This window comes from Bariatricus sp. HCP28S3_F11, assembly GCF_052065395.1.
Lineage (GTDB): Bacteria > Bacillota > Clostridia > Lachnospirales > Lachnospiraceae > Allocoprococcus.
Window position 1 is genome coordinate 1 of sequence record NZ_JBQHUC010000037.1, and the last position, 25,819, is coordinate 25,819.

The following is a 25,819-nucleotide window of genomic DNA, read 5'->3' on the forward strand; positions in this document are numbered from 1 at the left end:
AAAAAGCGCGCCGTAATTACAGGCACGTACAAAGAGACATCATTATGGAACTGATATAATAATTCGCTGTTTTTGTGCAGGAGACAGGAACTTTATTTTGCGAGACGACACAAACGGCATCTTTTATGACAAGACCGAAGTGTGGATCGAATCCGAGAAACTGTATGAGGTCCTTTATCAATTTGAACTGGAGGTAAATAACAATGGCGAATAAGAAAAACAAGGTAAAGTTCAATATCCGCAACGTGCATTATGCAAAGCTTACCATCGGTGAAGATGGAAGTATTACCTACAGCACTCCGGTTGCAATGCCCGGTGCTGTCTCTCTTTCTCTGGATCCAAATGGTGAGCCTTCTGTTTTTTATGCAGACGGCTACGCATATTACACCATTTCGAATAACCAAGGATACGAAGGTGACCTGGAACTTGCGATGGTTCCTGAGTCCTTTAGAACGGACATCCTTAAAGAAACGATGGATGACAACAGTGTTCTTATTGAAGATGCAACGGTGGAAACAGAAAAGTTTGCACTGCTGTTTGAGTTTGACGGTGATGTGAAGAAGATTCGTCACGTGCTTTATAGCTGTGTCGCATCCAGACCTACCATTGAGTCTTCCACCAAAGAAGATGAAATCGAAGTCAAGACAGAAACGCTCACCATTACGGCAAGCCCTCTTTCCGGCGGATATGTAAAAGCACGTACTTCTGATGCGACTTTGGAAACTGCCTACAACTCATGGTACGAAAAGGTGTATCTGCCTAAGGATATGCTGCCTGCAGGAGGTGAGGCTTAATGGGACTGACTAAGACTATAGAAATTGATGGAAAGCAGGTGCCGTTTAAGGCATCTGCTGCGATTCCGCGTATTTACAGAATCAAGTTTCACCGGGATGTATATAAGGACCTTGCCGCACTGGAAAAAGCCGTAGGAAAGAATGCAGAAAAGAGCTCAAACCTGGATATGTTTTCGCTTGAGATGTTTGAAAACATTGCCTATATCATGGCCAAACACGCAGATCCGTCTATTCCTGATACACCTGAGGAGTGGCTTGATAATTTCAACACCTTTTCAATTTATCAGGTGCTGCCGAAGATTATCGAACTTTGGGGTCTTAATGTTCAGACGGATGTTCAGTCTAAAAAAAACTTCGCGCAACTGAACGCCAGATGACAACACCTCTGTTCCTGCTTCGATGCGTTCAGCTTGGGATATCGATTCGAGATCTTGACCTGCTTACCATCGGTATGGTGAATGATATGTTCGCAGAAAGCAGAAACGATGAATATCCGTATCGTGAAATTGCAGGTCAGGATGAATTCGATAATTTCTAAAGGCTGGAGGGAGGTGCTATCATGGCCGCAAACAGAATAAAAGGCATCACCGTTGAAATTGGCGGTGATACCACAAAGCTTCAGACTGCGCTCCAGGGTGTGAACAAGGAAATCAAAAGCACCCAGTCGCAGCTTAAAGATGTAGAAAAATTATTGAAGCTGGATCCCGGCAACACAGAACTCCTGGCTCAAAAAGAGAAGCTGCTGTCAGATGCAGTGAAGGAAACAAAGGAGAAGTTAGAAGCCTTAAAAACGGCGGCAGAACAGGCAAACACTGCCCTGGCGAATGGTGATATCACAAAGGAGCAGTACGATGCCCTTCAAAGAGAAATCATCGAAACGGAGGCAGAACTGAAGAAGCTGGAAACCCAGGCCAATCAGTCGGCAACGGCGGTTCAGAAAATTGCGTCAGCCGGGGAAAAGATGAAAACGGCAGGAGATAAGATTTCTTCTGCAGGTCAAAAGATGCTGCCTGTAACAGCGGCAGTGACCGGACTTGGAACAGCAGCAGTTACAACAGCGGCCAATTTTGAAAGTTCCATGAGCCAGGTTCAGGCAACTATGGGTATTACCAAGGATGCTATGAGTACGGTAGATGGTCAGACGGTAAACACGATGGATACCTTAAATGAACTGGCCAAGAAGATGGGTTCTGAAACCGCCTTCTCTGCCAGTGAGTGTGCACAGGCTTTAAATTACTTAGCCCTTGCCGGGTACGATACCCAGCAAATGTGCGACACACTTCCTACGGTACTTAACCTTGCTGCGGCGGGTGACATTGATTTGGCGTCTGCTTCTGATATGGTTACGGATGCAATGTCAGCACTTGGCATGGAAGTAAGTGAAGCCGGAACGATGGTTGACCAGATGGCAAAGACTGCATCCAGCACCAATACTTCGGTGGCACAGCTTGGCGAAGGTATCCTGACCATCGGTGCGACTGCGAAATCCGTGAAAGGCGGTACGGCAGAACTAAACACAGCACTTGGTATCTTAGCCAATAATGGCATTAAGGGTGCTGAGGGCGGCACACATTTAAGAAACATCATCCTTTCCTTGCAGAACCCTACGGATAAAGCAGCGGATGCAATGAATTCGCTGGGGCTTTCTGTGTATGATTCCGAAGGCAATATGCGTTCCATGAATGATATCCTTGGTGATTTGAACACCGCTATGGATGGAATGACGGGAGAAGAAAAGTCCAATATCATCAGTAAGATTTTTAATAAAACGGACTTATCTTCTGTGAATGCACTCCTTGCAAATACGGGTGACAGCTGGGATGAACTGCAGCAGTCCATTACCAATTCCGGTGGTGCGGCACAGCAAATGGCGGATACACAGCTTGATAACCTGCAGGGTCAGCTTACGATTTTAAAGTCAGCCTTAGAGGGACTGGCGATTTCTCTTGGTGAGCTGCTTATGCCTTATATCAAGATGATCGTGGGCTGGATTCAGTCGTTTGTTGACTGGCTCAATTCCCTTGATGAAGGAACGCAGAAGATCATCGTGACCATCGCCCTTGTGGCGGCTGCAGTGGGACCAATTCTTATCATCGTCGGGAAGGTCATATCTGCAGTAGGTACGATTATGACCATTGTGCCAAAGGTGGTCAGTTTAATAAAGGGTGTTCAGAGTGCTTTTGCATTGCTTAACACCACAATGCTGGCAAATCCTATCATGTTAATCATTGCAGCAATAGCAGCTTTAGTGGCTGCTTTTATTTATTTGTGGAATACCAATGAAGGCTTCAGGCAATTCTGGATTGACCTTTGGGAAAACATCAAGAATGCGGTGACAGTAGCTGTTGAAGCAATCGGTCAGTTTTTGACAACAGCTTGGGAGTTTATCAAGACAACTGTTGTAACTGTTTGGACTGCTATCTCTATGTTCTTTACTGCAATTTGGGAGGGCATCAAAAATACTGTTTCAACAGTAGTGAATGCGATAAAGACCACTATCACAAATATCTTCAATGCCATTAAGACAACGGTTACCACGATTATTACGGCAATCCATACCACGATTACCACGATTTTTACCAACATCTGGACTTCCATTACCACCACAGTTGGAAATATAAAAAATGCGATTGTAAATGGACTTACTGCCGCCTTCAACTTTATCAAGAGCATTCCCGGACAGGCCCTTCAGTGGGGCAAGGATATGATCCAGGGGATTGTCAATGGTATCAGAAGCATGATTGGTGCTGTCAAGGATGCGGTGAGCAGCGTTGCAAGTGCAATTAAATCCTTCCTCCACTTTTCTGTCCCGGATGAAGGACCACTTACAGATTATGAATCCTGGATGCCGGACTTTATGCATGGCTTGGCAAAGGGAATCGACAAATCTAAGAGTGCAGTGGAAAAGGCAATCGATGGTGTGGCATCCACAATGAACTTAGATGGAGTTATTCCAAATATGAGCGCTTCTTTAAATGCGAACGTTTCCGGTGTGGATGGAGGAAGTGAAAATGCAAGCGTCACATTAAACCAGCCTATCATGCTGGATGGCAAGACGATCACCACACTTGTATCACAGATTCAATATCGTCAGGGCAAAGCATCCCTCAGAAATCTTGGTACGGTGTAGGAAGGAGGTACTCGATGGCAGAAGTATATAAAAAGACACTCATCCATGAATGGAATTTTCTTGGAGAGGAAAGAACAGAGGATGAAAGACTGACCGATACGGTCGGTGGTGTCAAAGTAAAGCTTGGATATAATGCTTCTTTGCAGCCGGAAGGAATTTACCTTTCCTATGGTGATGCCAATTATATGAAGGCATATGCCCTCATGGAAAATGTCGTGGGAAGAGGCTGCCTTTTGGAGGTTGATGTAGCCTCCTTTAAAGGCAACTGGGATTCTGACCAGCATGGCAGATTTATCATGATGGATGATTCCTCTACGTCATTTGATGAGGGTCTTGTCTTCAATGCCACAAAACAGTTATGGTGCTTCAATGACAGTACCTATGGCTGGGATGAAGGCTTTGCAGGACTTGATAAAAATGCTTTCTCCGGCAAAACGGTCGGCATTGAAGTAACCGATGAAGGTGTTGTTACCTTATTTGTAGATGGGGATGAGATTGGCAAAGCCGGAAACAAAATGGCAGCAAAGAATGTCAACCTGGCTATTGGTTCATCCTCAAGAGCAGCTACTGGTGCAACGGTGTCAGGAATCCGAATTTACAGTATTGAAGCAGAAAAATACTATACCGTTCGCTTCTTAAACAAAGATGGCACGGATGTCATTTCTACGCAGTATGTGATTCAGGGGGAGGATGCCGAGGCACCCGTACCGCCAAGATATGAAGGCTTTATTTTTATCGGTTGGAGTGCCTCCTTTCAAAATGTGCAGGAGGATATGACCGTCTATCCAAGGTACAGAGAAATCCCGCCGCATCCAAGACTAAACTTTTATTCATCCACAGAAGATGGCGGCAGCGGAGAATTAATCAAATCCTACCAAGGAGTCAATGCCTGCAGCATCGTTCAAAAACTCGATGGGGAATGTACGATAGAGTTTACCCTGATGACCAGACAGACCGAAGGTGTGGTTTCTCTCAAAGACCGTGTTGAGGTTGATGGTCTGGTCTTTTATGTCACAGAGATAAAAAAGAGTATTTCAAGCGGCATCTGTTACACAAAGATGTCCGGTGACCATATTTCGTTTTTGCTGAATGAAGAGAAATATACGGTGCAGTCCTTTGAAATGTCGGATACCCCAAGAAATATCATGAAGGTATTGCTTGCGGATACACCATTTACTGTAGGTGAGGTGGATTTCGACAAGAAGGTAACGCTCCTTATCAACAGAGAAGTAACCAGACGAGCCTGTGTGATGCAGCTGATTGCAATGGTCGGAGGCGAGATTGAATATGACGGATATTCTATCGGAATAAGAAAGCATATCGGCTCTGAAACCGCAATTGACATCATGAAATCTTCCTTGGTTCAGGATATCAGCTACAGCCACAATGTTTCGGAGAATACGACAAGCTATACATTATCACTGTATCAAAAAGGCAAGCTTGCCCTTGGTGATGAGATAAAGATCCACTTCAAGCCGTTATCAATCGATTCTCAAAGCCGGGTGGTGGGTATGGACTGGAATCCGTTTAACTACAAGGAGGTAAGCATTACGGTTGGCCAGTATCTTCCTACGATTAACGATTCTCTGTATGAGATTGCAGGAGAGGTTTCCGATATTCGGGAGGCAACTGCGAAATACACGGTTGAATTTGGGGAGATGATTGGAAACGGCACGTTTTATTTTACAAGGTCCTATCGTGACCGTCCTTATTTTCATATCCATACCAATGACGGAACAACAGGAACTGTTGAACTGTTAAAGCTGGATACCTATGAGTTTAATCCGTATATCGGAGCAAGGCTGACCGGGGTGAATTCGACAACGAGTACGCTTCTGGTCTTTTATTGTACGGTTCCTGCGGATGCTGATTACACAGAGGAGGAGATGCAGTCATGACAAATATCTTTGACGGTGAAAAATATAAAGAGGCTTCTTTGAAAGCTATCGAGTTTATCAAGCGTCAGCTTAACGTCAATAACTACTCTCTTTTTCCAAAGCTTGCAGAGGACTATGATTCGGGATACACAGGCAGGATCATTGCCAGAGTGGATATGCCGCCTGATGCAAAGATCAATTTTCCCAATTATATCTACTGCGACCAGTTCTATGATGAGAAATACCAGGGTGTTGTTTCGGGAAAGCATAAGAATATCACAGAAGCAAGAAAGAACCTGGCGGTGGAGGTAACCACTTATACCGACCAGCAGTATCGTTCTGCTCTTTGCTTTCTACACGCTGACGGTACCTGGAAAAGCGAGGTCTATTATCGTGAAACGGACTATTATGGCGTAGGGGATTTAATTACTTGTTCGGAAACCTACTGGTACAGGCAGGATGTCATCATCAATGAAAACGGATCAAACGGCATTAAGGGTTTCACCCTAAAATACTACAAATGGGTCGATGATAACGGAGAAGAAGTAGATCCCGATAACTTGCCGGGAACCGTAAAGGAAATCATCAATCCGGTGCCGATTGACCCGGATACCGGAGAGCCAATGCGGGAATCGTTTCTGTATGCCAAAACATACACCTTAAGGCCAACGCTGATTGATGATACGATTATTGATGACGCACTTCCACGATATGCCGACTTTGATGCATCCTTATATGTTTTTGAGGATGTTGAGTATTTGACAGAAACCACGAACATCATTTATGACGGTACTGTTGGCTCAGGGGACCTTCCAAACAATCCTCCGATTCTGCCAGATGAACCAAAGCCGTTTATCAGGGATTCCATTGTGCAGCCGGGTGCTGAGAAGGGCAAACTCATTATTACCTGGATAACGAACTTTACTTCTGACTGCGCACTGACGCTTGATGGTGACAGTTACAATGTTTCCGGTGCAGTGGTGGTTCCGGGCTATTATACTTACCATGCCGTTGTATCCGCTTCATTGAATGCAGCACATACCTACTCGATTTCCGGCAAAGGAACAAGTGTAACGAAGTCCTTTCGGTACAACGACAGTAACCGTTATCTGATTTGCGGAGACCCGCAGATCATCGACCAGTCCTCGGCAGATGTATGGTACAAGGTTCAAAAGATATTAGATCCACTCCCGGCACTGATTATCAGTATGGGTGACCAGGTGGATGCCATTACGGATGCTCTTACCCGAACAGAGCAGTTTCATCTTTTTACAAAAGAGCATTCCGTTCCGATTGCCACGGTAAGAGGAAATCATGACAAAAATACAAACTACTTCGGTCACTTTGGTCTGCCGGATAATGCGGATGAGGCGGATTTTTACTTTAAGAATAATGATGTGCTGTTTATCAGCATCGATACCAACAGTGCAGATGTGGAAAAGCATAAGACCTTCATCAAGAGGGCGCTGGATAATAACAGCTATCGATGGGCAATTCTTTTGATGCATCACAGTCTGTACTCTACAAGTAAACGAGCCTTGACAACGCAGATAAAGACACTGCGTGAAGGTCTGACCAGCTTTATCGTTGATGAAACTGATATTTGCATGGTGCTTGCGGGACATGAACATTTCCTTTGCAGGACAACTTATCCCGGAAAGCTGTTCTTTACGGCGGCAACAAGCACCGGTTCCAAGTATGAGGTGGATGATTATCAGGCAGCGCCCTGGAATGAACTGACCATAAATACAAATATTCCAAAATATACGGTCATGGATGTCTATGAGGATCAGATTACCCTTAATACCTATGATATGGAAGGTAACCTTGTTGACACCTGCAGCGTAAGTTAGGAGGTTCTATGGGGTATATTGCTTTTACAAAATCCTTTGCAGGAAAGAAAATTGTCCGAGTCCATGATGTAAACTCGGATGTAACGGTTGGTGTTACCGGAAGCGGATATGAAGAATGGTATCGATATCCGGCTTCCTTTCTGATTCCGGAGGATGATCCGCAGTTTAGCAAAGAAGGAAACACCGCCAATGGTGCCTACGGTTATATGCTAAATTCTAGGTGCTGGTCTTACGATGTAGGACTGGCACTTTTGGTTTTCAGTACCTCCGGTGATTGGGATATTGTGATGGAGATGCTTCACCGATTGAAGGAAGATCAGAATGCCGATGGCAGCTGGAACTTCTCCTATGACATTTACATAGGAAAGCTGTTCCATGATTATGTAAGAACAGGAGCAATCGGTTGGGTTGTGTGGGGTATCTGCTATGCAATCCTTCAGATGGGTACCTTTTGTGATGAGAAGCATGGCTTTAAAAAGATGCTCATGAAGGCTGGCGAGTGGATCTTATCAAGACAGGTAACCGATACAAAAGACCCGCGATACGGGCTTCTTCGCGGTGGGTATGGTGCCTATGACAGTGAATACAGGTACTCCGATGTGGAAATCGAGTGGTGTTCCACAGAGCATCAATGCTCCACGCTCCAAGCCTTGGAAGGACTGTCGCTTGTATTAAATGACAAAAAGTATAAGGAGGCAGCGGAACTGGTTCGAGATCAGTTGTTCTTAAAATGCTATGACGAAAGTAATGGCAGATTTTATCAGGGCATCAATGGTGGAAAGCCTGATAAAGCATGGGCGCTTGACTGTACGACCTGGGCAGGCAGTTTAATTTTCTCTGTGGTTCATACCGATACGGCGAAGAAATGCTTTCATACGGCAAGGGATGTGTATCTGACGGAGAATAAACAAATCATACAAAGCAGTGATAAGGAACACTACAACATGAGGTACTCCAGTTCGGAGCAATTTGCCGGATTTAAGCCTTATAGTGACAAGGCCCCGGATTATGAAGGGGCACCGGATATCGTCTGGACGGAGGGAACGCTTGGCTATGCAGCACTTGCATTATGTGTCGGTGAAGAGAAAGAAGCGAAAAAGTATGTGGATGAATGCATTGCTTTACAAAATTGTGATGGGTGTACAGGCGGTGTTATTTATGTCACAGAAACCTATGCCTCACTTCCCTGGGAGTTTCATGTGTGGGAAAGCGTGGTTTCTTCAGCGTGGCTATATCTGATCATCAACAACCCGGATGTACTGTTTCCACGAACACTTCGCCAGGTTTATTACATGGTAAAAACTTATAACATAAAGGACGAAAGGCCATAAAGCAGCTCAAAAGGGGCTGCTTTTTTCATACAAAAATTTAAGGAGGACAAGTCAATGAAGGATTTTTGGAATGTGATTCAATTCGTATTTACTGCTGTCGGAGGGTGGCTTGGCTACTTTCTGGGAGGATGTGACGGTTTGCTGTATGCGCTAATTGCGTTTGTGGCAATCGACTACATTACCGGTGTGATGTGTGCCATTGCAGACAAGAACTTATCCAGTGAAGTCGGATTCAAGGGCATCTGCAGAAAGGTGCTGATTTTCCTGCTGGTTGGCATCGGAAACATTATTGATGTCCAGGTGATGGGGGCACCCGGTATCCTGCGAACGGCAGTGATTTTCTTCTATCTCTCCAATGAAGGTGTATCTCTTTTGGAGAATGCCGCACACTTGGGTCTGCCCGTGCCGGATGCCATCAAGAAGGTACTGGAACAGTTGCATGACCGTTCTGACGGGAAGGAGGAACAGTAATGGCTTATACCAACAGTCCTCTGGTATCCTATACCAGAATCTCTCCCAACCGTACTATAAACCGCAATCATGCCATTGATACCATCACCATCCACTGCGTTGTGGGTCAGTGTTCGGTGGAAACCCTCGGTAATATTTTTGCACCGGAGAGCAGACAGGCATCATGCAACTATGGCATTGGTGCGGATGGCCGAATCGGTATGTATTGTGAGGAGAAAGACCGCTCATGGTGTTCTTCCAATGCAGCCAATGACCACCGTGCTGTTACAATTGAAGTAGCATCGGATACGAAACATCCGTATGCGGTCAATGACAAAGCATATGCCGCACTGATTGACCTTTGCACGGATATCTGTAAGCGTAACGGCATTAAGAAGCTTTTGTGGAAAGCAGATAAGTCTCTTATCGGGCAGGTGGACAAGCAAAACATGACCGTCCACAGATGGTTTGCCAATAAATCTTGTCCGGGAGATTATCTGTATAACCGCCATTCGGAGATTGCGGAACTGGTAAACAAACGTATTTCCACTGATGAAAAAGCTGATGCCAAAGGACTGCAGGCACCTGTATTCAAGGACATGGCGGAGGCGGATGTGATAAAGAAGGTCGGCTCTTTGTTTATTGCTGACCAGAAAGCAAGCGGAGTGCTTGCATCCGTTTCCTTGGCACAGTTCATCCTTGAGTCCGGTTACGGAAAATCCGAACTTGCCCAGAATGCCAATAATGTATTCGGCATGAAGAAATCTCTCTCCGGCAACACATGGAGTGGTTCTTCCTGGGATGGCAAGTCGGTTTATGCCAAGGAAACAAAGGAGTGGGATGGCAGCAAGTACATCACGATTACTGCAGATTTCAGAAAGTATGACTGTGTGGAGAAATCCATCGCAGACCATTCTGCTTATCTGCTTGGAGCAAAGAACGGCAGTAAACTGCGCTATGACGGTTTGAAGGGCTGTGCGGATTATAAGAAAGCGGTACAGATCATCAAGGACGGAGGCTATGCTACCTCTCCGACCTATGTGGAGAATATCTGCAGCATCATCGAAAAGTGGGACCTGACCCAGTACGATGCGAAAGCAGACACGGTTACTTGGTATCGAGTCAGGAAATCATGGGAAGATGCGTCCTCGCAGATCGGTGCATTTAAGATTCTGAAAAATGCCAAAGCGTGTGCGGACAAGAATCCGGGGTACCTTGTTTTTGATGACAAAGGTGTCGTGGTATATGGAAAGACAGAATTCGATCCATATCTTGTGAGAGTGTCCGTTGCTGATTTGAATATCCGCAAAGGCCCCGGAACGAACTATGCAAAAACCGGGAACTTTACGGGAATAGGTGTCTTTACCATAATTGCCGAAGAGAATGGACAAGGTGCATCTCGATGGGGCAAGCTAAAGAGCGGTGCCGGATGGATTTCGCTTGATTATGCAAAGAGAATATAAACAGTCTATGCCTGCTTGGGAGTGAATCCTGGGCAGGCATTATTTTTTGCCTTCAAGGGGGTTCGATTCATCCTGTCTTTTCGCATATAGGCAGAGGGAACATTTCCATTGTTTTAAAGATTGGAGGAATCGAAATGGAAGTACAAAGAATAGAAAACTTTAAGATACCGAATGCCGTGGCACATGAGATTACACAGGAAGAATTGCAGCGAGATTTTGACTATTACAGGGCACAGAAAGTGTTGGAAACCATGTTTATGTTCGGCATGATTTCTGTGGATGAATTCCACAAAATATCGGCTGTAAACCGCAAAACTTTCTCACCGTTTCTGGCGGAGATTATGGGCTAAATGACTTGCTATTTCTGCGATAGTACGGGAATATGTCACTGCCCAAGAAGCGAGGTGAGTTGATGAAAAAGATAACAAAAATCGGGACAAATGAACCCCTGGCTGAGAAGAAAAAATTGAAGGTTGCTGCCTACTGCCGAGTATCTACGGCAAGTGATGAGCAGCTTATCAGCCTTGAAGCACAAAAGGCACATTATGAAAGCCACATCCGTGCCAATGACGAATGGGAGTATGTAGGCCTTTATTATGATGAGGGTATCACGGGTACCAAAAAGGATGTTCGTGCCGGACTTCTTTCCATGATTGCTGACTGTGAGGCCGGTAAGATTGAATTTATTATTACCAAGTCCATCAGCCGATTTGCCCGTAACACTACGGATTGCCTGGAGATGGTACGAAAACTGACAGATCTGGGCATTTCCATTTTCTTTGAAAAAGAGAATATTAACACGGGTTCAATGGAGAGTGAACTGATGCTTTCCATTTTGAGCAGTCTGGCAGAAAGCGAGTCGGTATCCATTTCCGAAAACAGCAAATGGTCGGTGCAGAAACGCTTTCAGAACGGGACCTTTATCATTTCCTATCCACCATACGGATATGAAAACGATAACGGTACGATGGTTATTGTGCCGGAGCAGGCAGAGATTGTTAAAGAGATTTTTGCAGCCTGCCTTGCAGGTAAAGGCACTCATGCGATAGCCAGAGAATTGAATGCCCGTGGCATCAAGACAAAAAGGAGCGGTAAATGGAGTGCGGGCACAGTGAACGCCATTCTTAACAACGAAAAGTACACAGGTGATGTGATTTTTCAAAAGACCTACAGTGACAGCAGTTTTAACCGTCACATCAATTATGGTGAGCGTGATCGTTTCCTTTGCGAGAACCATCATGAGCCGATTATCAGCCATGAGGATTTTGAAAAGGTACGTGCAGTGCTTGACCAGAGAGCAATAGAGAAAGGCAACGGCACAGATACCTACCGATATCAGAACCGTTACTGTTTCTCCGGCAAAATTAAATGTAGTGAATGCGGTACTACTTTTAAGCGCAGGCAGCATTATAAGCCAAGCGGCAATTATGTGGCTTGGACTTGCGGAAAGCACCTGGAAAACAAGAAAGAATGCTCCATGCTCTACATTTCTGATGAGAGCATTAAGCTGGCTTTTCTGACCATGATGAATAAGCTGACCTACGGTCACCAAGTGATATTGAAGCCGCTGCTGCGAACACTGCGAGGGATGGATGACAAAGACCGATTGCTTCGTATTCAGGAATTAGATATTTGCATTGAAGGAAACACCGACAGGAAACAGATTCTTACAAGCCTAATGGCAACAGGGGTATTAGAACCTACTGTATTCAATAAAGAAAATGCCGCTCTTGTTATGGAAGAACAAAGGCTACGGGCAGAAAAAGAAAAGTTAGTTAATTTCGTTGGCGGGGATAAGACACGAATTAAGGAACTGCAAAAACTGATGGCTTTTACATCCAAGGACATGATGCTGACGGCATTTGAGGATGAAACTTTTCTTGCCTTTGTGGAAAGCATCACGGTGGAGTCCAGGACAAAGATTGTGTTCCACCTAAAATGCGGATTGAATCTAACGGAAAGGTTGGTGAACTAAATGACAGCACATATCCCATACGGATATCGCATTGTAGACGGAAAGGCTGTTGTCGATGAGGTTCAGGCAGAACAGGTCAGAAGCTTTTTTGAAGAGTACATTTCCGGTAAGGCACTAAAGGTTGCTGCAGAAAATGTGGGACTAAAGATTTTTCACGGAAGTGCCGGAAGGATGCTTCGAAATACCCATTATCTTGGGGATGATTATTACCCCGCCATTATTGATCAGGAACTGTTCGACAAAGCCGAGAAAGAAAGGCAATCCAGAGCCAGTCAGCTTGGCAGGGTCAGAGAACTGAAGGGCAAAGAAATGCCTGCCGTTCCCCTGTGTTTTACAATGGGTCGACAGACAAAGGTTTTCTATGACCCTTTCGAACAGGCTGAATATGCCTATAGTCTGATAGAAAGTGAGATGAATGCAAATGGAAACAGTTAAAAACATAACGGTGATTCCGGCACGTAGACGTGTTGGCAACACTGCGAAAGAATCTGAAATACCGAAACTACGTGTAGCAGCCTACTGCCGAGTTTCCACCGATAGTGATGAGCAGGCAACCAGTTATGAGGCACAGGTAGAGCATTACACGGATTACATTCGCAAGAATCCGGAATGGGAGTTTGCTGGAATATTCGCGGATGACGGAATATCCGGAACCAATACCAAAAAGCGAGAAGAGTTCAACCGCATGATTGACGAGGCTATGGCGGGCAAAATCGATATGATTGTTACCAAGTCCATAAGCCGATTTGCGAGAAATACTTTAGACTGCCTAAAATATATCAGACAGCTTAAGGAAAAGAATATTCCCGTTTATTTTGAGAAGGAAAACATCAATACGATGGATGCCAAGGGCGAGGTACTGCTTACCATCATGGCGAGTCTTGCACAGCAGGAAAGCCAGTCCTTATCACAGAATGTCAAGTTGGGATTTCAGTACCGCTATCAGCAGGGACAGATTACTGTGAACCACAACCGTTTTCTTGGATATACCAAAGATGAAAAGGGACAGTTGATTATCGAACCAGATGAAGCGGAGGTGGTCAAACGAATCTTCAGAGAGTACCTTGAGGGTGCAAGTTTGCAGCAGATTGGCAGAGGTTTAGAAGCGGATGGTATTTTGACGGGTGCCGGGAAAAAGAAATGGCGGGCAGAGACCCTGCAGAAAATCCTCAAAAACGAAAAATATATCGGAGATGCCCTTCTTCAGAAGACCTACACGGTGGATTTCTTGGAGAAAAAGCGTGTTCCAAATAATGGCTTGGTGCCACAGTATTATGTAGAAAACAGCCACGAAGCCATTATTCCCCGCGATCTTTATATGCAGGTGCAGGAAGAGATGGTGAGACGAGCCAATCTCCGCAGCGGTCAGAACAGAAAGAAACGTGTTTATAGCAGCAAGTATGCATTGTCCAGCATTGTGTATTGTTCCAAATGCGGGGACATCTACCGCAGGGTTGTATGGAATAACCGAGGAAAGCGATCTATCGTGTGGCGCTGCTGCACCAGGGTGGAACACGGTCCGGGAGCCTGCAATGCCGATGCTATCCATGAATCAGAATTACAAAACCTTGTGGTTCGAGCCATTAACATGGCACTTGGTCAAAAGGATACCATGTACGATGTCCTGCAGCGAAATGTAGAGGCGGTGCTTACGGGAACAGACGGTATTTCCCTTGACGAGATTGACACAAGGCTGGAAGAATTGCAGAAAGAACTGCTGAATGTGGCAAATGCCAAAGGAAACTACGACAGCATTGTCGATGAGATTTATAGGCTTCGTGAGGCAAAGCAGAATGCCCAGGTGGAGGGAGCGGAGCGTGAAGGCATGAAACAGCGAATCAGTGAAATGCAACAGTTTCTCGCAGAGCAGACGCAGGACATCACTGAATACGATGAGCAGTTGGTTCGAAGGCTGATTGAGAAAATCACGGTCTACGATGAGAAAGTTATCGTGGAATTCAAATCCGGCACAAGCGTGGATATCCACAGGTGAATACAGTTCAGATTATTGGCACCTCGCTTCGGCGGGGTGCTTTTTTGTATATACTCATGAGTTTATTAGTATTGACAAAATACTAATAAAATGGTTATACTGGATGGGAGATTATTGTACCTTTTGGGAGGCGGTGTAATATGGAAAAGAAAATTAGTTTTACCGTAGATTCTGATATATATGAGAAGTTTTGTCTTGCATTGAACCTTACAAAGGAGAGTGAGGATTCAGCTATTGAAACTTGTATGCGTTGGTATATTGCAAAATCGTTTGAAAAAGCCTCTCAGGAATACAATCCAAAGGCTGCAAATAGGGCTAATGAAAGCAAAGATTATTACGGAAAAGCAATTCAGCGTATTCCTGTATGGTCATTAAAACCTACTCAGTACAACCACAAAATTATCAGAGCATACTTCGAGGCAGTAGATATTGCCGGAGAAGCTACTTTGACAATGATGGAGAGGCTGTGTAGTGATAAGAATCATCCCGACCTGTATGTTCCGACTTTCAAAAACAACTACTCACAGATGAAGATTGACGGTCCTAAATCACATGGAAAAGTTTTTGAAGATGATGGTGAAAGAGTATGGATTTGGAGTGAGGTTGAGACAGTCTTACTGCAATACAAAAATAGCTTTTATCAGGGAGGGGAGTAAACATGAGCGTATTAATTGACAGCAGCGTTACGATATATGAGGTTATTCAGAATATAAAAGATGGCAAGTACGTAATGCCTGCGTTCCAAAGACAGTATGTATGGAGCATGGAGCAGATTGAAAAGCTGTGGGACTCCATTCTTTTGGATTATCCGATTGCTACATTCCTATTCTGGCATGTCGATGATGACAATGTAACATGGGATACTTATTTCTGTAATTTCCTATCCTCTGTTACATTTGATAGCCGCAAGCAGGCTGACAGCGTAAATTATGAATTATCGAGCATTGATGTAAAACTAACCGATACGGCAGTACTTGACGGGCAGCAGAGACTCACTTCTCTCTATTTGTCCCTGTTTGGTGATGCGTTCATCCGTCAGAAACACGCACGGAAAAAATCTGGCGGTGGCATCGTTACAAAACTTCTGATTGAACTTAACAAGAACAAGCTGACCGTAGATGAAGAAGAATACAACAGCAAGAAATATGACATCAAGTTCAGCGAAAAAGTAGGTAAATTGAGTCCGACTCAGTTCGAAATCAGAAAGATTCTTGAACCGAAGTTCCAGGATGAAACTACCAGAGAAAAAGCCATCGAAGATGCAATTACAAATGTTCCAGCAGACAGCAAGGATTATGCGAGGGGCATCTTAAATAAACTCTATGAGAAGATTTTTGTTGAAAAGCTTATTCGTTATACTGAAATCCGGGATATGAAACAGGATGATGCTCTGGAGATGTTCGTTCGTTTCAATAGTGGTGGTAAGGCACTTCGTAAGTCGGAAATCACTATGTCGATCTTGGAGGCTTACTGGCCAAGTGCGAAGACAGAGTTTGGGAAACTGCTTGTAGACTCTTATGCCGGATTCGGTTCCGATTTTATCATCAGAGCAGCGCTGATGCTTTATGGTGATGTCATCAAGTCGAACATCAACAAGCAGATAGCGGAAGAATTGAAGAATAACTGGAGTGAGTTCAAGAAGGCACTTAAGAACCTGGAAGCACTCCTCAAGGAAATGAAGATTGAAGTCAGCCGTTTCTCAAGCAGTTGGAATGTCCTACTCCCTATTGTATATTTTATTTATTATAATCCTGATTATAAAGACAATACAGAAGGCATTCGTGCTTACCTGGTAAGAGCCGTTCTGTTTACCTATTTCCAGTCAGGCACCACAAGTAAATTGCAACAGATGAAGAGCAATATCAATGAAAACGATTATGAGATTACTGTTGATATGCTGAATCAGATGAATGAACTTCGTGTAACCGATGGCAAGATTGAGGATATTCTCAATTCTGAAAAAGGCAGTCGTGTTGCCGGAGAGGCTCTTTACTATCTCAGTCTGGATTGGATTAACAAGAACTTCAAGTACGAACAGGATCACCTGCATCCGTATGACAGATTTGATGGTAGCAAGCCTGTTTCGGTAACTATGGATGCATGGCGCAGATGGCGTGGAAATCGTAACCGTCTTCCTAACCTCCAGCTTCTTGAAGGTCGCAGCAATGGCAGCAAAAATGATATGCCGTTGATTGAGTACTATAATGATATGAACGATGATCAGAAGGCAAAGTTCCGTAAGGAGGCGTTCATCCCGGATGAAGTTGGGTTAGAACTTGAGCATTTTGAAGAGTTTTATGAAAAACGTAAGGAATTGTTGACAGAAAAAATCCGTCAGATACTTGGATAAAAATAGTATTAGATGAATTGGAGGTGTACCACAGTGGCTGATATGAAACAGATACACGATTTCGCTGTCAAATGGTGCGATAAATTTTGTGATCAGAACATTAATTACATAGATTTGGTTGACCACTTTATGGCTGATGATTGTGCTGCTCTTGGTTTTGAGATGGACTGTGGCCACGCTTTTTCTGAAAGATATGGACAGGCAGCAAACAACTATGAGGCTCTGGACAGAATCATTGATGATGTCACAGACATCCCCCTGCTTGGGTCTGCAATTTATTCTCAATGGAGATATTTCAACCATTGGGCGTATGACGCAGCAGAAATATTGGAACCCCAAAACCGAGCGTGGTTTATTCTGTCATTAAGCCGATTGGCATTACTTTCCGGGGAGAATCCATTTATTTTCCAAGGCACACTGAAAAAGATGCGTATTGTATCAAATAATATCTGTTACGGTCCCATGCCGGATCCTGATGACGAAGTGGAACAACACCTTACCATTAATGATGAAGGTCGCGTTTGGTTTTCCGGATATAACTTTGGCCACAGTGGAGAAAGATACGAAAAAGCACGAAGTAAGATTTTTAAAATTGAAAAAGTTGCTACTGACAGATTACTCTGTGCAATTGCAGCTTATTTTGGCAACGAATACGATGAAATTTTTGCTACAGATATTGGTAATTGGGAGATGGAACTAACAAATACCGAGGGAACAGTTTATAAATTCCGTGGTTCGCTGTGTGCTGATTTTGTCTATGAGGGCATCGATTTATCTGACCTTGTACGTGATACTGTTGGTATCAAGTATTGTTTACTGTGGGCAATGCGGTGATATTTACCGACGAGTACATTGGAATAACCGAGGTTACAAGTCTATTGTTTGGAGATGTGTTAGTCGTTTAGAGGAAAAAGGCTCTGAATGTACGGCACCTACCATAAATGAGGAAACATTACAGGCAGCAGTGGTTAAGGCTATTAACGAACTTTTGACTAACAAAGAGCCCTTCCTCTCAACGTTACAGAAAAACATAGCTACCGTCCTCAATGAAGAAAATGATAATACCACCGATGATATTGATAGAAGATTGGAAGAGTTACAACAACAGCTCCTTATACAAGCAAAATCAAAAAATGACTATGAAGATGTGGCTGATGAAATTTATCGACTTCGGGAGTTAAAGCAAAATGCACTTGTAGAGAATGCAGATCGAGAAGGGAAAAGGCAACGAATCGCTGAAATGACTGATTTCTTGAATAAACAGTCACGTGAACTGGAGGAATATGATGAGCAGTTGGTAAGGCGGCTTATTGAAAAAGTAACGATATATGAAGCTAAGCTCACCGTTGAATTCAAGTCTGGGATTGAGATTGATGTAGAAGGGTAATCTTTAGAAAGAGAACAGAAGAATTATATTGAATTTTTGAAGATAATATGATATAATAAAACGACTTGGAGGTGGAAGAATGTATAACTTTTCTTGCTAATTATATGATGCATAATAAGATATTTAAAGAAACGGCTATAGAACCGTTTGTTTTGTTATGCAAATTGCAAGAAAGTTAAGTATTCTACACTCAATAATACATTACAGTAACCTTATGTATAACAAAAGGTAATAATAGTATTTGTTTTTGAGCCGTAAGAATTTACTTTCTTGCGGCTTTTAATATTTGTAAAAGAAAGGAAGATAAACGTGATAGACAATGATACTATGTCATTCATGACAAAATCCATGCAGAGTTGGATAACATTATAGAGTAATTAATGCCGAAAACCGACTTTGCTTATAAAATTTTTATAATGTAAAGGAGGAAGAAATATATGTCCTTAATAAATGTTTCAAATCTAACTTTTTCATATGAAGGAAGTTATGACAATATTTTTGAAAATGTAAGTTTTCAGATAGATACAGATTGGAAACTCGGTTTTATTGGAAGAAACGGACGCGGTAAAACTACTTTCTTAAATTTACTGCTTGGCAAATATGCGTATTCCGGCAATATAAGTTCTACAGTTAAGTTTGAGTATTTTCCTTATGATGTGGAAGATAAGAGTCTATATACAATTGAAGTAATGAAGAGTATTTGTACGGAATGTATGGATTGGGAGATTTTTCGTGAAATATCATTGCTTGATGTTCAAGAAGATGCTTTATATCGTCCGTTTAATACACTATCAAATGGTGAGCAAACAAAGGTCCTTCTTGCAGCTTTATTCCTTACAGCGAGTTGTTTCCTGCTTATTGATGAACCTACAAACCATCTTGACATCGATGCACGTAATGTAGTGCAAAATTATTTGAAACGCAAGAAGGGGTTTATTTTGGTATCTCATGATAGAAGCTTACTTGATCAATGTGTTGACCATATACTATCTATCAATAAAACGAATATCGAAATCCAAAAGGGAAATTTTACTTCTTGGTGGGAGAACAAAACGTTACAAGATAATTTTGAACTGGCAGAAAACAAGAAACTCCTTAAAGAAATAGGAAGGTTGTCTTATGCAGCAAAACGTAGTTCAAACTGGTCAAATAAAGTAGAAAAAAGTAAATATGGAACAACAAATTCTGGTTCAAAACTGGATAAGGGTTATGTTGGACATAAGGCTGCAAAAGCTATGAAACGTGCCAAAAATATTGAGTCAAGACATCAGGAAGCTATTTCACAAAAATCAGAACTGCTCCACAACATTGAACAATATGACGACTTAAAAATTTCGCCACTTGAATTTCACAAAGAGTGGCTAATAGAAGCGAATGATTTATCATTGTCTTATGGAGATAAAGAAGTATGCAGTAATCTTAATTTCAGAGTCAATATTGGTGATAGAGTTGCCATTATCGGAAAAAATGGGAGTGGTAAGTCTAGTATCCTAAAATTGATTAATGGAGATGATATTAAATTTACCGGAAATTTTATGTTAGCAAGTGGACTAAAAATTTCTTATATTTCGCAAGATACTTCATATTTAAAAGGTAATCTATCTGAATTTGCCTATAATAATAAGATCGATGAAACTCTATTTAAAACGATTCTTCGTAAACTGGATTTTAATAGAGAGCAGTTTGATAAGAGCATGGAGGATTTTAGTGCTGGTCAGAAAAAGAAAGTACTAATTGCTAAAAGCCTTTGTGAAAGTGCACATTTGTATATATGGGATGAGCCATTGAACTATATTGATATTTTTTCACGTATCCAAATTGAAAAAATGATTTTGGAATATTGTCCTACACTATTGTTTGTGGAGCATGATGATGCTTTTTGCAATAATATTTGTACGAAAAATATTAATTTATATTTGTAGAGATTTTGAGTTGCCACAATAACTAAAAGATATTTACATGAAAGGGTGAAGAAATGTTAAAACAAAAAGAATTAATTGCAAACGTTAAGAATCTTACTGAGTCAGATGAACGAATTACAGCTTGTATGATGTATGGATCGTTTACCAAAGGAGAAGGTGACCAATACTCTGATATAGAGTTCTATATATTTTTGAAAGATAGTATAACCTCGAACTTTGATTCATCCAACTGGTTGTTTGATGTAGCTCCGTACTTGATGCTTTATAAAAATGAGTACGGAACAGAGGTAGTTATTTTTGATAATCTTATACGTGGGGAATTTCATTTCCTTTCTGAAAAAGATATGAACATAATCCCCTCGTTTAAAGATTCAGGTTATATTCCTGATACGAAGGCTATGCTTATTTACGATGAAACAGGGCAATTAGAAAATTATTTATCAGAGATAAGTGGTGCAAGACCAAATAGACTTACTGAAGAAAATGCTAATTTTTTGTTGTGTAATTTCTCTAATCTATGGTTGATGGGAATCAACGTTCTAAAAAGAGGAGAATATGCTCGTTCATTAGAACTCTTATCACAACTTCAAAAAAATACACTACAACTTATACGTATGGCAGAAAAAAATGCTGATAATTGGCTAAACATGAGTAAAAACCTTGAAGAAGAAATTAGCCTTGAAAATTATAAAAAATTTGCAAAGACCACTGCTCGATTAGATAAGGTAGAATTATTTGAAGCCTATAAAAATTCTTTGCTGTTAGTTATGGATTTGCAAAGTCACCTTATTGAACAATATAACTTAAAAATTACACATGACATTTTAGAAAGATTGTTGAATTACATTAGTGAATAGGAGAGTAACGTTATTTACAGTATTGGGTACTGAAAATTAACAGCATACCTCAGTTTTTCAAAAAACAGCGAAGCCTATGGATATGTTTCCGTCTACCGATAGCCCCAAAAACGCAGTGGATATGTTTCCGAGAACGGACATACTCTAATGACATTCATTCTGTCCTCTCGAGCCATGTGGAGACGGTTGTACTGCTTTCCCACAAAAAGCCAGACGGACATATCAATGTAAAAGTTGAGTTTGGTGAGGGTGAGGGAAAAGTTCCGCTTGATAATATCGCTAAAAGAGCCGAAGAATACAAGCCCAAGGAACGAGTGACCTACAAAATGATAAAGGAGTACATAGAAGCTAAATATGGCTTCAAAGTACATACCGCATATATCGCAGAGGTAAAGAGAGATTTAGGCTTGCCAATGTACGATGCTCCTAATGCGGTAGAAGAATTGAAACAGCCGAGGAAGCATCCGACAGCAGAGAAAGTGGAAGCGATAAAGGATACATTGAGGCATTTTGAGATTATTTCGTAATATAAATTGGAAGGAGAAGCTGATGAGAAGGTTTATTTATCTGGATACTGATACATTGAATTCTTATCTGGCACAAATATTTGATGGCTTGATTCAAAGTGAAGATTCAGAAACGCAGCATCAGAAAAAAGTGAATAGGCAAAATTCTGTTACGACTAGCCTTGCTGGGAAAATAGCTTTTAAACTATTTGGAAAGGGAGTAGATGCAAATGCTCAAGCAACGTATCAACATTTGAAAACAGTTGCTGATGACGAAATGGTTCGAGATGTGCAGACAAAGATAATGCATGATAATGCGTTTGACTAATTTATGAATTATTTACATGAGCATAATTTGTTAAATGGGGCAGATGTTGGTGATTTCCTTATTGTAAAAGACGAATTTTATATTTTTGATATTGCGTTTTATCAAAAACTGTTTGTAAAAGATGGATTTGTTGATATGCTTACACAGATTCAAGATATGAATACAAGAAAAGAGGCAGAAAAACAAACAGAAGAATTTGCAAGAGAACAGCGCCGAAGTAAAATTGTACAAGGTAAAGTAAATGAAACGGTACAAGAAGCTCTTGATAAAAATCATGAAAATTGGGATTCATTAAAAAAGATGGTTGAAATGTTAGCCGCCATTATTCCATATCCGAGAATACTGTGTATTTCGAATTATGCTGTGGTTTTAGATGAAAAATATATGAGAGATAATATATCAACAGCAGCTTTTAAGTACGGTGGAAAAATAACTGTTGTAGGGTATATTACGAATAAAGTCATGGCTCAGGCTAATTCCCCAATTTCAACTTTCTCAGGTATAGGAAATTCTATGAACACATTGACGAAATTATTCTTTGAAAATATAGATGAGATGTATATTGTGCATCCGGTTGCAATTTATTATGATGATTGATATAAAAAATGGGGAGCTTTTTATGAATCAAAATTTCTATGAAGGAATCAAAAATATTTTAACTACAGCGAGAAATAAGGTCTATCAGACAGCCAATTTTGCAATGGTTGAAGCCTACTGGAATATAGGAAAATCAATCATTGAAGAACAAGGCGGTAATGAAAAGGCTGAGTATGGGACGGGCTAATTGAAAGAATTATCAAAGCAAATGACTCAGAATTTTGGGAAAGGATTTACCGTTGCAAACTTGAAAAATATGCGGCAGTTTTATTTAACGTTTCCAAATGGATACGCACTGCGTAGCGAATTGAGTTGGACGCATTATCGGCTTCTGATGCGAGTGGAGAATGAAAATGCACGAGAGTTTTATATGCAGGAAGCTGTAAAATCTCAATGGAGTACCAGACAACTTGAGCGCCAGATAAATTCTTTCTTCTATGAAAGGTTATTATCCAGTAAAAATAAAGAGCAAGTTGCAGCGGAAATTCAGACACTGGAGCCGGCGAAAAAACCAGAAGATGTTATCCGTGACCCATATGTGTTGGAATTTCTCGGGTTGGCACCTAATGATGATTTTTATGAAAGTGATTTGGAACAAGCGTTAATTACACATTTGCAAAAATTCCTTTTGGAACTTGGCAGAGGCTTTTCATTTGTTGCAAGACAGAAAAGAATAACATTTGATGGACGGCATTTTAGAATTGACCTTGTATTTTATAATTACATCTTAAAATGTTTCGTTTTGATCGATTTAAAGGTTGGGGACTTAACACATCAGGATTTAGGGCAGATGCAGATGTATGTTCATTATTATGAACGAGAGCTTATGAATGATGGAGATAATCCACCGATTGGTATTGTGTTATGTGCGGACAAAAGTGAATCTGTGGTCAAATATACGTTACCAGAAAATGAAACACAAATTTTTGCTTCCAAATATAAATTATACTTACCAAGTGAAGAAGAATTATTGAGGGAGTTAAATCAGGAATATCAAGCCTTGGAAGCTGGTATAGTAGGGGAAGAGAATATTGACGGTGAGAAAGAAGAGTAGATTTTGCATCAGGGTGATGCAAAATTGATGATATATTTTGTGGGAAAAGGGATGCACGAACGGTATTAGTACTGTATAGATATTGCCGATATTTTCGTGATTATGTGGGGATATGATTTGAATTTGTACTCACGTTGAGACTGTGTGCCTCTTGAGCAACCGAAAACCTGACTCATATGTGCATCTGAATCTGAAGATGGAAGACTACTATCGGATCAAGGATGCCCAGAAGGAGCAGGACAAGAAAGTGAATTACTCCAACTCGCAAAGGGCTGGGGTAATTTTGTATCTGACCGCATTAATATTTGGCGCTTACGATATAGCCGAAGGCAAGGGTGTCCATCGTGAGGTGGAGTCTGAAGGAAGCCGGATGTGGGAACAGACTAACCACGGGCAAATCTCTGGTCTGACGGACAGAAATCACATATAGGACATAGTGGGTACTATGCCTTGAAAAATTTTATGGAGTCGTTTAAGATAACATAACATTATTAAGAGGCCAATCTTAATAATGAATCTTGATACATGCCGCTACTTGAAAAAGAGTTATTTACTAAGTCCTTTTTCAATTTTCTGATACACTTGTTTCATAGTTAAGCCTTGTACGACGGTCGTAAAGAATACGATTGCGTAGGTGCTTCCCAGAATAATGGAATATGTATCCGCGCTTACCATTTCTCTTGTACTCATAGCCAGTGCGATACTGAGCCCGCCTCGGAGGCCGCCATATGTAAGCAGTTTTACAAAGCTGAGTTTATCGTATCCGCTCGGAAGTTTTCCGGCAAAAAATGCGGCCAGGCCGACGCTTGAGAAGCGTCCAATCAGATTAAATATAATAGCCAGGCAGGATAACAAAAGTACATGAGGCATTTGCAGAATATGTACAAATGTCAGTCCCATTATCACATACAGAACCGAATTTAATAAATTGTCCAGAATTTCCCAAAAAGTATCAAATTCCTCCAGATCCAGCGGTTGTCCTTTTTGTTCTCTGCGGTTGCAGAGTGCCGAAAATGAGATTCCACATACGACAGACGCGATGGCTCCGGAAAAACCAAAATGTTCGCACAGAACATAGGCCATAGAAACGGCAAGAAGACTGACAAAGATTCTTCGATTTCCGTCTTTGGTCAAGGCAAAAATCGGAAAGCATATCGCTGTTGCCAGAATTCCAACCAACACCGCTCCGAACAGTTCCTTACCCATAACAGCCAGAAAGCTGCCATTTTCCTGCATTGTCACCATTCCGGAGAAGCACACAAATAATGCGACCCCCACACCGTCGTTAAAAAGAGATTCGCCTTCCATGATGAAACTGATATCTTTTGGAAGATTGAATTTTTTCAGAATACTTGTTGCTGCGATTGGATCGGTTGGTGCTGTGATGCTTCCGAACATCAGGCATACCGGAAAACTGAATGGTAGTCCCAGAAGAGAAGCACCTGCATAGAACAGGGAACCGTAAAAAATCGCGCCCAGAAGTGTTGCAACAACAGAAAGCATTGTAATCGGGCGGGCGTGTTTCTTGAAATCCAGAAGCCGCATGTGACAGGAACCTGCAAAAAGCATAAAGCATAAAACACCTTCCATCAAAAGCGCTTCCAAATTAAAAACCTGCAGATTACTAAGCAGTTCACTGATCGATGTGCTGCGTAGTGCAGAATCAAAAATAAGCATTATCATACTAATCACAATAGAAAATAACATCAGTGAAATTTCATATGGAAATTTGGTTATCTTCTCGTTAAAAAATCCCAAAAGAACAATTAATAAAAGCAGTATTACTACTTTGGGTAAAAAGCCAAGCATGGTATTCAGACCCCCTTCAGTCATTTTTCATTTATTGTACCAAGTCGCTAGCGCGACGGCTAGCCCTAAGTACGTGAAACCACTACTTTTTTCAAAAAAAAATAGCAGTTTTTGTGTATATGTTGTATTGTTAAGTTACCACA

At 41.8% G+C, this 25,819-nt stretch carries 21 protein-coding genes and 4 pseudogenes; 24 read left to right on the top strand and 1 reads right to left on the bottom strand.

The genetic code is table 11. The features are described 5' to 3' along the window. Positions 1–203 precede the first annotated feature (203 nt). The 24 genes and pseudogenes from ACTNBR_RS13820 (at position 204) to ACTNBR_RS13935 (ending at position 24,297) form a co-directional block, all read left to right on the top strand. Positions 204–794 (top strand): major tail protein, encoded by a 591-nt coding sequence (locus ACTNBR_RS13820; protein WP_278826211.1) that lies wholly within the window; start codon positions 204–206, stop codon positions 792–794. Then, on the top strand, positions 794–1,171 hold the full coding sequence (locus tag ACTNBR_RS13825; protein WP_441018744.1) for a hypothetical protein: 378 nt from the start codon (positions 794–796) through the stop codon (positions 1,169–1,171). Before ACTNBR_RS13820 ends, ACTNBR_RS13825 begins: the two co-directional genes overlap by 1 nt. Beyond that, positions 1,168–1,332 (top strand): hypothetical protein, encoded by a 165-nt coding sequence (locus tag ACTNBR_RS13830; RefSeq protein WP_278826213.1) that lies wholly within the window; start codon positions 1,168–1,170, stop codon positions 1,330–1,332. Before ACTNBR_RS13825 ends, ACTNBR_RS13830 begins: the two co-directional genes overlap by 4 nt. Before the next feature lie 21 nt (positions 1,333–1,353). Then, on the top strand, positions 1,354–3,924 hold the full coding sequence (locus ACTNBR_RS13835) for a phage tail tape measure protein (RefSeq protein ID WP_441018746.1): 2,571 nt from the start codon (positions 1,354–1,356) through the stop codon (positions 3,922–3,924). Positions 3,925–3,938: 14 nt separating this feature from the next. Next, positions 3,939–5,822, top strand: a complete 1,884-nt coding sequence (locus tag ACTNBR_RS13840; RefSeq protein WP_441018748.1) for a hypothetical protein — start codon at positions 3,939–3,941, stop codon at positions 5,820–5,822. Beyond that, positions 5,819–7,654, top strand: a complete 1,836-nt coding sequence (locus tag ACTNBR_RS13845) for a metallophosphoesterase family protein (protein ID WP_441018749.1) — start codon at positions 5,819–5,821, stop codon at positions 7,652–7,654. Before ACTNBR_RS13840 ends, ACTNBR_RS13845 begins: the two co-directional genes overlap by 4 nt. A gap of 8 nt (positions 7,655–7,662) precedes the next feature. Beyond that, on the top strand, positions 7,663–8,985 hold the full coding sequence (locus tag ACTNBR_RS13850; protein WP_441018751.1) for a hypothetical protein: 1,323 nt from the start codon (positions 7,663–7,665) through the stop codon (positions 8,983–8,985). Positions 8,986–9,039: 54 nt separating this feature from the next. Next, positions 9,040–9,456, top strand: a complete 417-nt coding sequence (locus tag ACTNBR_RS13855; protein WP_278826332.1) for a phage holin family protein — start codon at positions 9,040–9,042, stop codon at positions 9,454–9,456. Beyond that, positions 9,456–10,898 (top strand): glucosaminidase domain-containing protein, encoded by a 1,443-nt coding sequence (locus ACTNBR_RS13860; protein WP_441018753.1) that lies wholly within the window; start codon positions 9,456–9,458, stop codon positions 10,896–10,898. The genes ACTNBR_RS13855 and ACTNBR_RS13860 overlap by 1 nt, the downstream gene beginning before the upstream one ends. A 134-nt stretch (positions 10,899–11,032) precedes the next feature. Next, positions 11,033–11,248 (top strand): SHOCT domain-containing protein, encoded by a 216-nt coding sequence (locus ACTNBR_RS13865; protein ID WP_441018755.1) that lies wholly within the window; start codon positions 11,033–11,035, stop codon positions 11,246–11,248. Between the two features lie 62 nt (positions 11,249–11,310). Next, complete coding sequence (locus ACTNBR_RS13870) at positions 11,311–12,873, top strand: recombinase family protein (protein WP_441018756.1); 1,563 nt, start codon at positions 11,311–11,313, stop codon at positions 12,871–12,873. Continuing rightward, complete coding sequence (locus ACTNBR_RS13875; RefSeq protein ID WP_278826328.1) at positions 12,874–13,308, top strand: recombinase; 435 nt, start codon at positions 12,874–12,876, stop codon at positions 13,306–13,308. Further along, positions 13,295–14,866 carry a recombinase family protein gene (locus ACTNBR_RS13880; RefSeq protein ID WP_441018758.1) on the top strand — a complete coding sequence of 524 codons (1,572 nt, stop codon included), beginning with the start codon at positions 13,295–13,297 and terminating at the stop codon, positions 14,864–14,866. The genes ACTNBR_RS13875 and ACTNBR_RS13880 overlap by 14 nt, the downstream gene beginning before the upstream one ends. 140 nt (positions 14,867–15,006) lie before the next feature. Further along, positions 15,007–15,522 (top strand): hypothetical protein, encoded by a 516-nt coding sequence (locus ACTNBR_RS13885; RefSeq protein WP_441018760.1) that lies wholly within the window; start codon positions 15,007–15,009, stop codon positions 15,520–15,522. A 2-nt stretch (positions 15,523–15,524) separates the two neighbouring features. Next, entirely contained in the window at positions 15,525–17,216 is a 1,692-nt protein-coding gene (locus ACTNBR_RS13890) for a DUF262 domain-containing protein (RefSeq protein WP_441018762.1), read from the top strand. A 33-nt stretch (positions 17,217–17,249) separates the two neighbouring features. After that, a complete protein-coding gene (locus ACTNBR_RS13895) occupies positions 17,250–18,050 on the top strand; it encodes a hypothetical protein (RefSeq protein ID WP_441018764.1) in 801 nt (266 codons plus the stop codon). Next, positions 17,974–18,138: pseudogene (locus ACTNBR_RS13900) on the top strand (zinc ribbon domain-containing protein); the annotation flags it as partial. The gene ACTNBR_RS13895 and the pseudogene ACTNBR_RS13900, both read left to right, overlap by 77 nt. A 42-nt stretch (positions 18,139–18,180) precedes the next feature. Next, the gene (locus ACTNBR_RS13905; RefSeq protein ID WP_441042716.1) at positions 18,181–18,603 is read left to right on the top strand and encodes a hypothetical protein; all 423 of its coding nucleotides are present in this window, start codon (positions 18,181–18,183) and stop codon (positions 18,601–18,603) included. Positions 18,604–19,040: 437 nt separating this feature from the next. Beyond that, positions 19,041–20,525, top strand: coding sequence for an ABC-F type ribosomal protection protein Lsa(E) (gene lsa(E), locus ACTNBR_RS13910; protein WP_441018766.1), 1,485 nt, complete (start codon positions 19,041–19,043; stop codon positions 20,523–20,525). Positions 20,526–20,578: 53 nt separating this feature from the next. Next, positions 20,579–21,382, top strand: coding sequence for a lincosamide nucleotidyltransferase Lnu(B) (gene lnu(B), locus ACTNBR_RS13915; protein WP_204108516.1), 804 nt, complete (start codon positions 20,579–20,581; stop codon positions 21,380–21,382). Between the two features lie 170 nt (positions 21,383–21,552). Further along, positions 21,553–21,909 (top strand): annotated as a pseudogene (locus ACTNBR_RS13920) (23S rRNA (uracil-5-)-methyltransferase RumA); the annotation flags it as partial. Between the two features lie 22 nt (positions 21,910–21,931). Beyond that, positions 21,932–22,813, top strand: a pseudogene (locus ACTNBR_RS13925) (DUF6414 family protein). Positions 22,814–22,835: 22 nt separating this feature from the next. After that, positions 22,836–23,867: pseudogene (locus ACTNBR_RS13930) on the top strand (PDDEXK nuclease domain-containing protein). Positions 23,868–24,018: 151 nt separating this feature from the next. Continuing rightward, positions 24,019–24,297, top strand: a complete 279-nt coding sequence (locus tag ACTNBR_RS13935) for a hypothetical protein (RefSeq protein ID WP_441018768.1) — start codon at positions 24,019–24,021, stop codon at positions 24,295–24,297. A gap of 116 nt (positions 24,298–24,413) precedes the next feature. On the opposite strand, the gene ACTNBR_RS13940 is transcribed toward ACTNBR_RS13935, so the two are convergent. Then, positions 24,414–25,676: a cation:proton antiporter gene (locus ACTNBR_RS13940; protein ID WP_427819101.1), complete on the bottom strand. Its 1,263-nt coding sequence runs from the start codon at positions 25,674–25,676 to the stop codon at positions 24,414–24,416. Positions 25,677–25,819 lie beyond the last annotated feature (143 nt).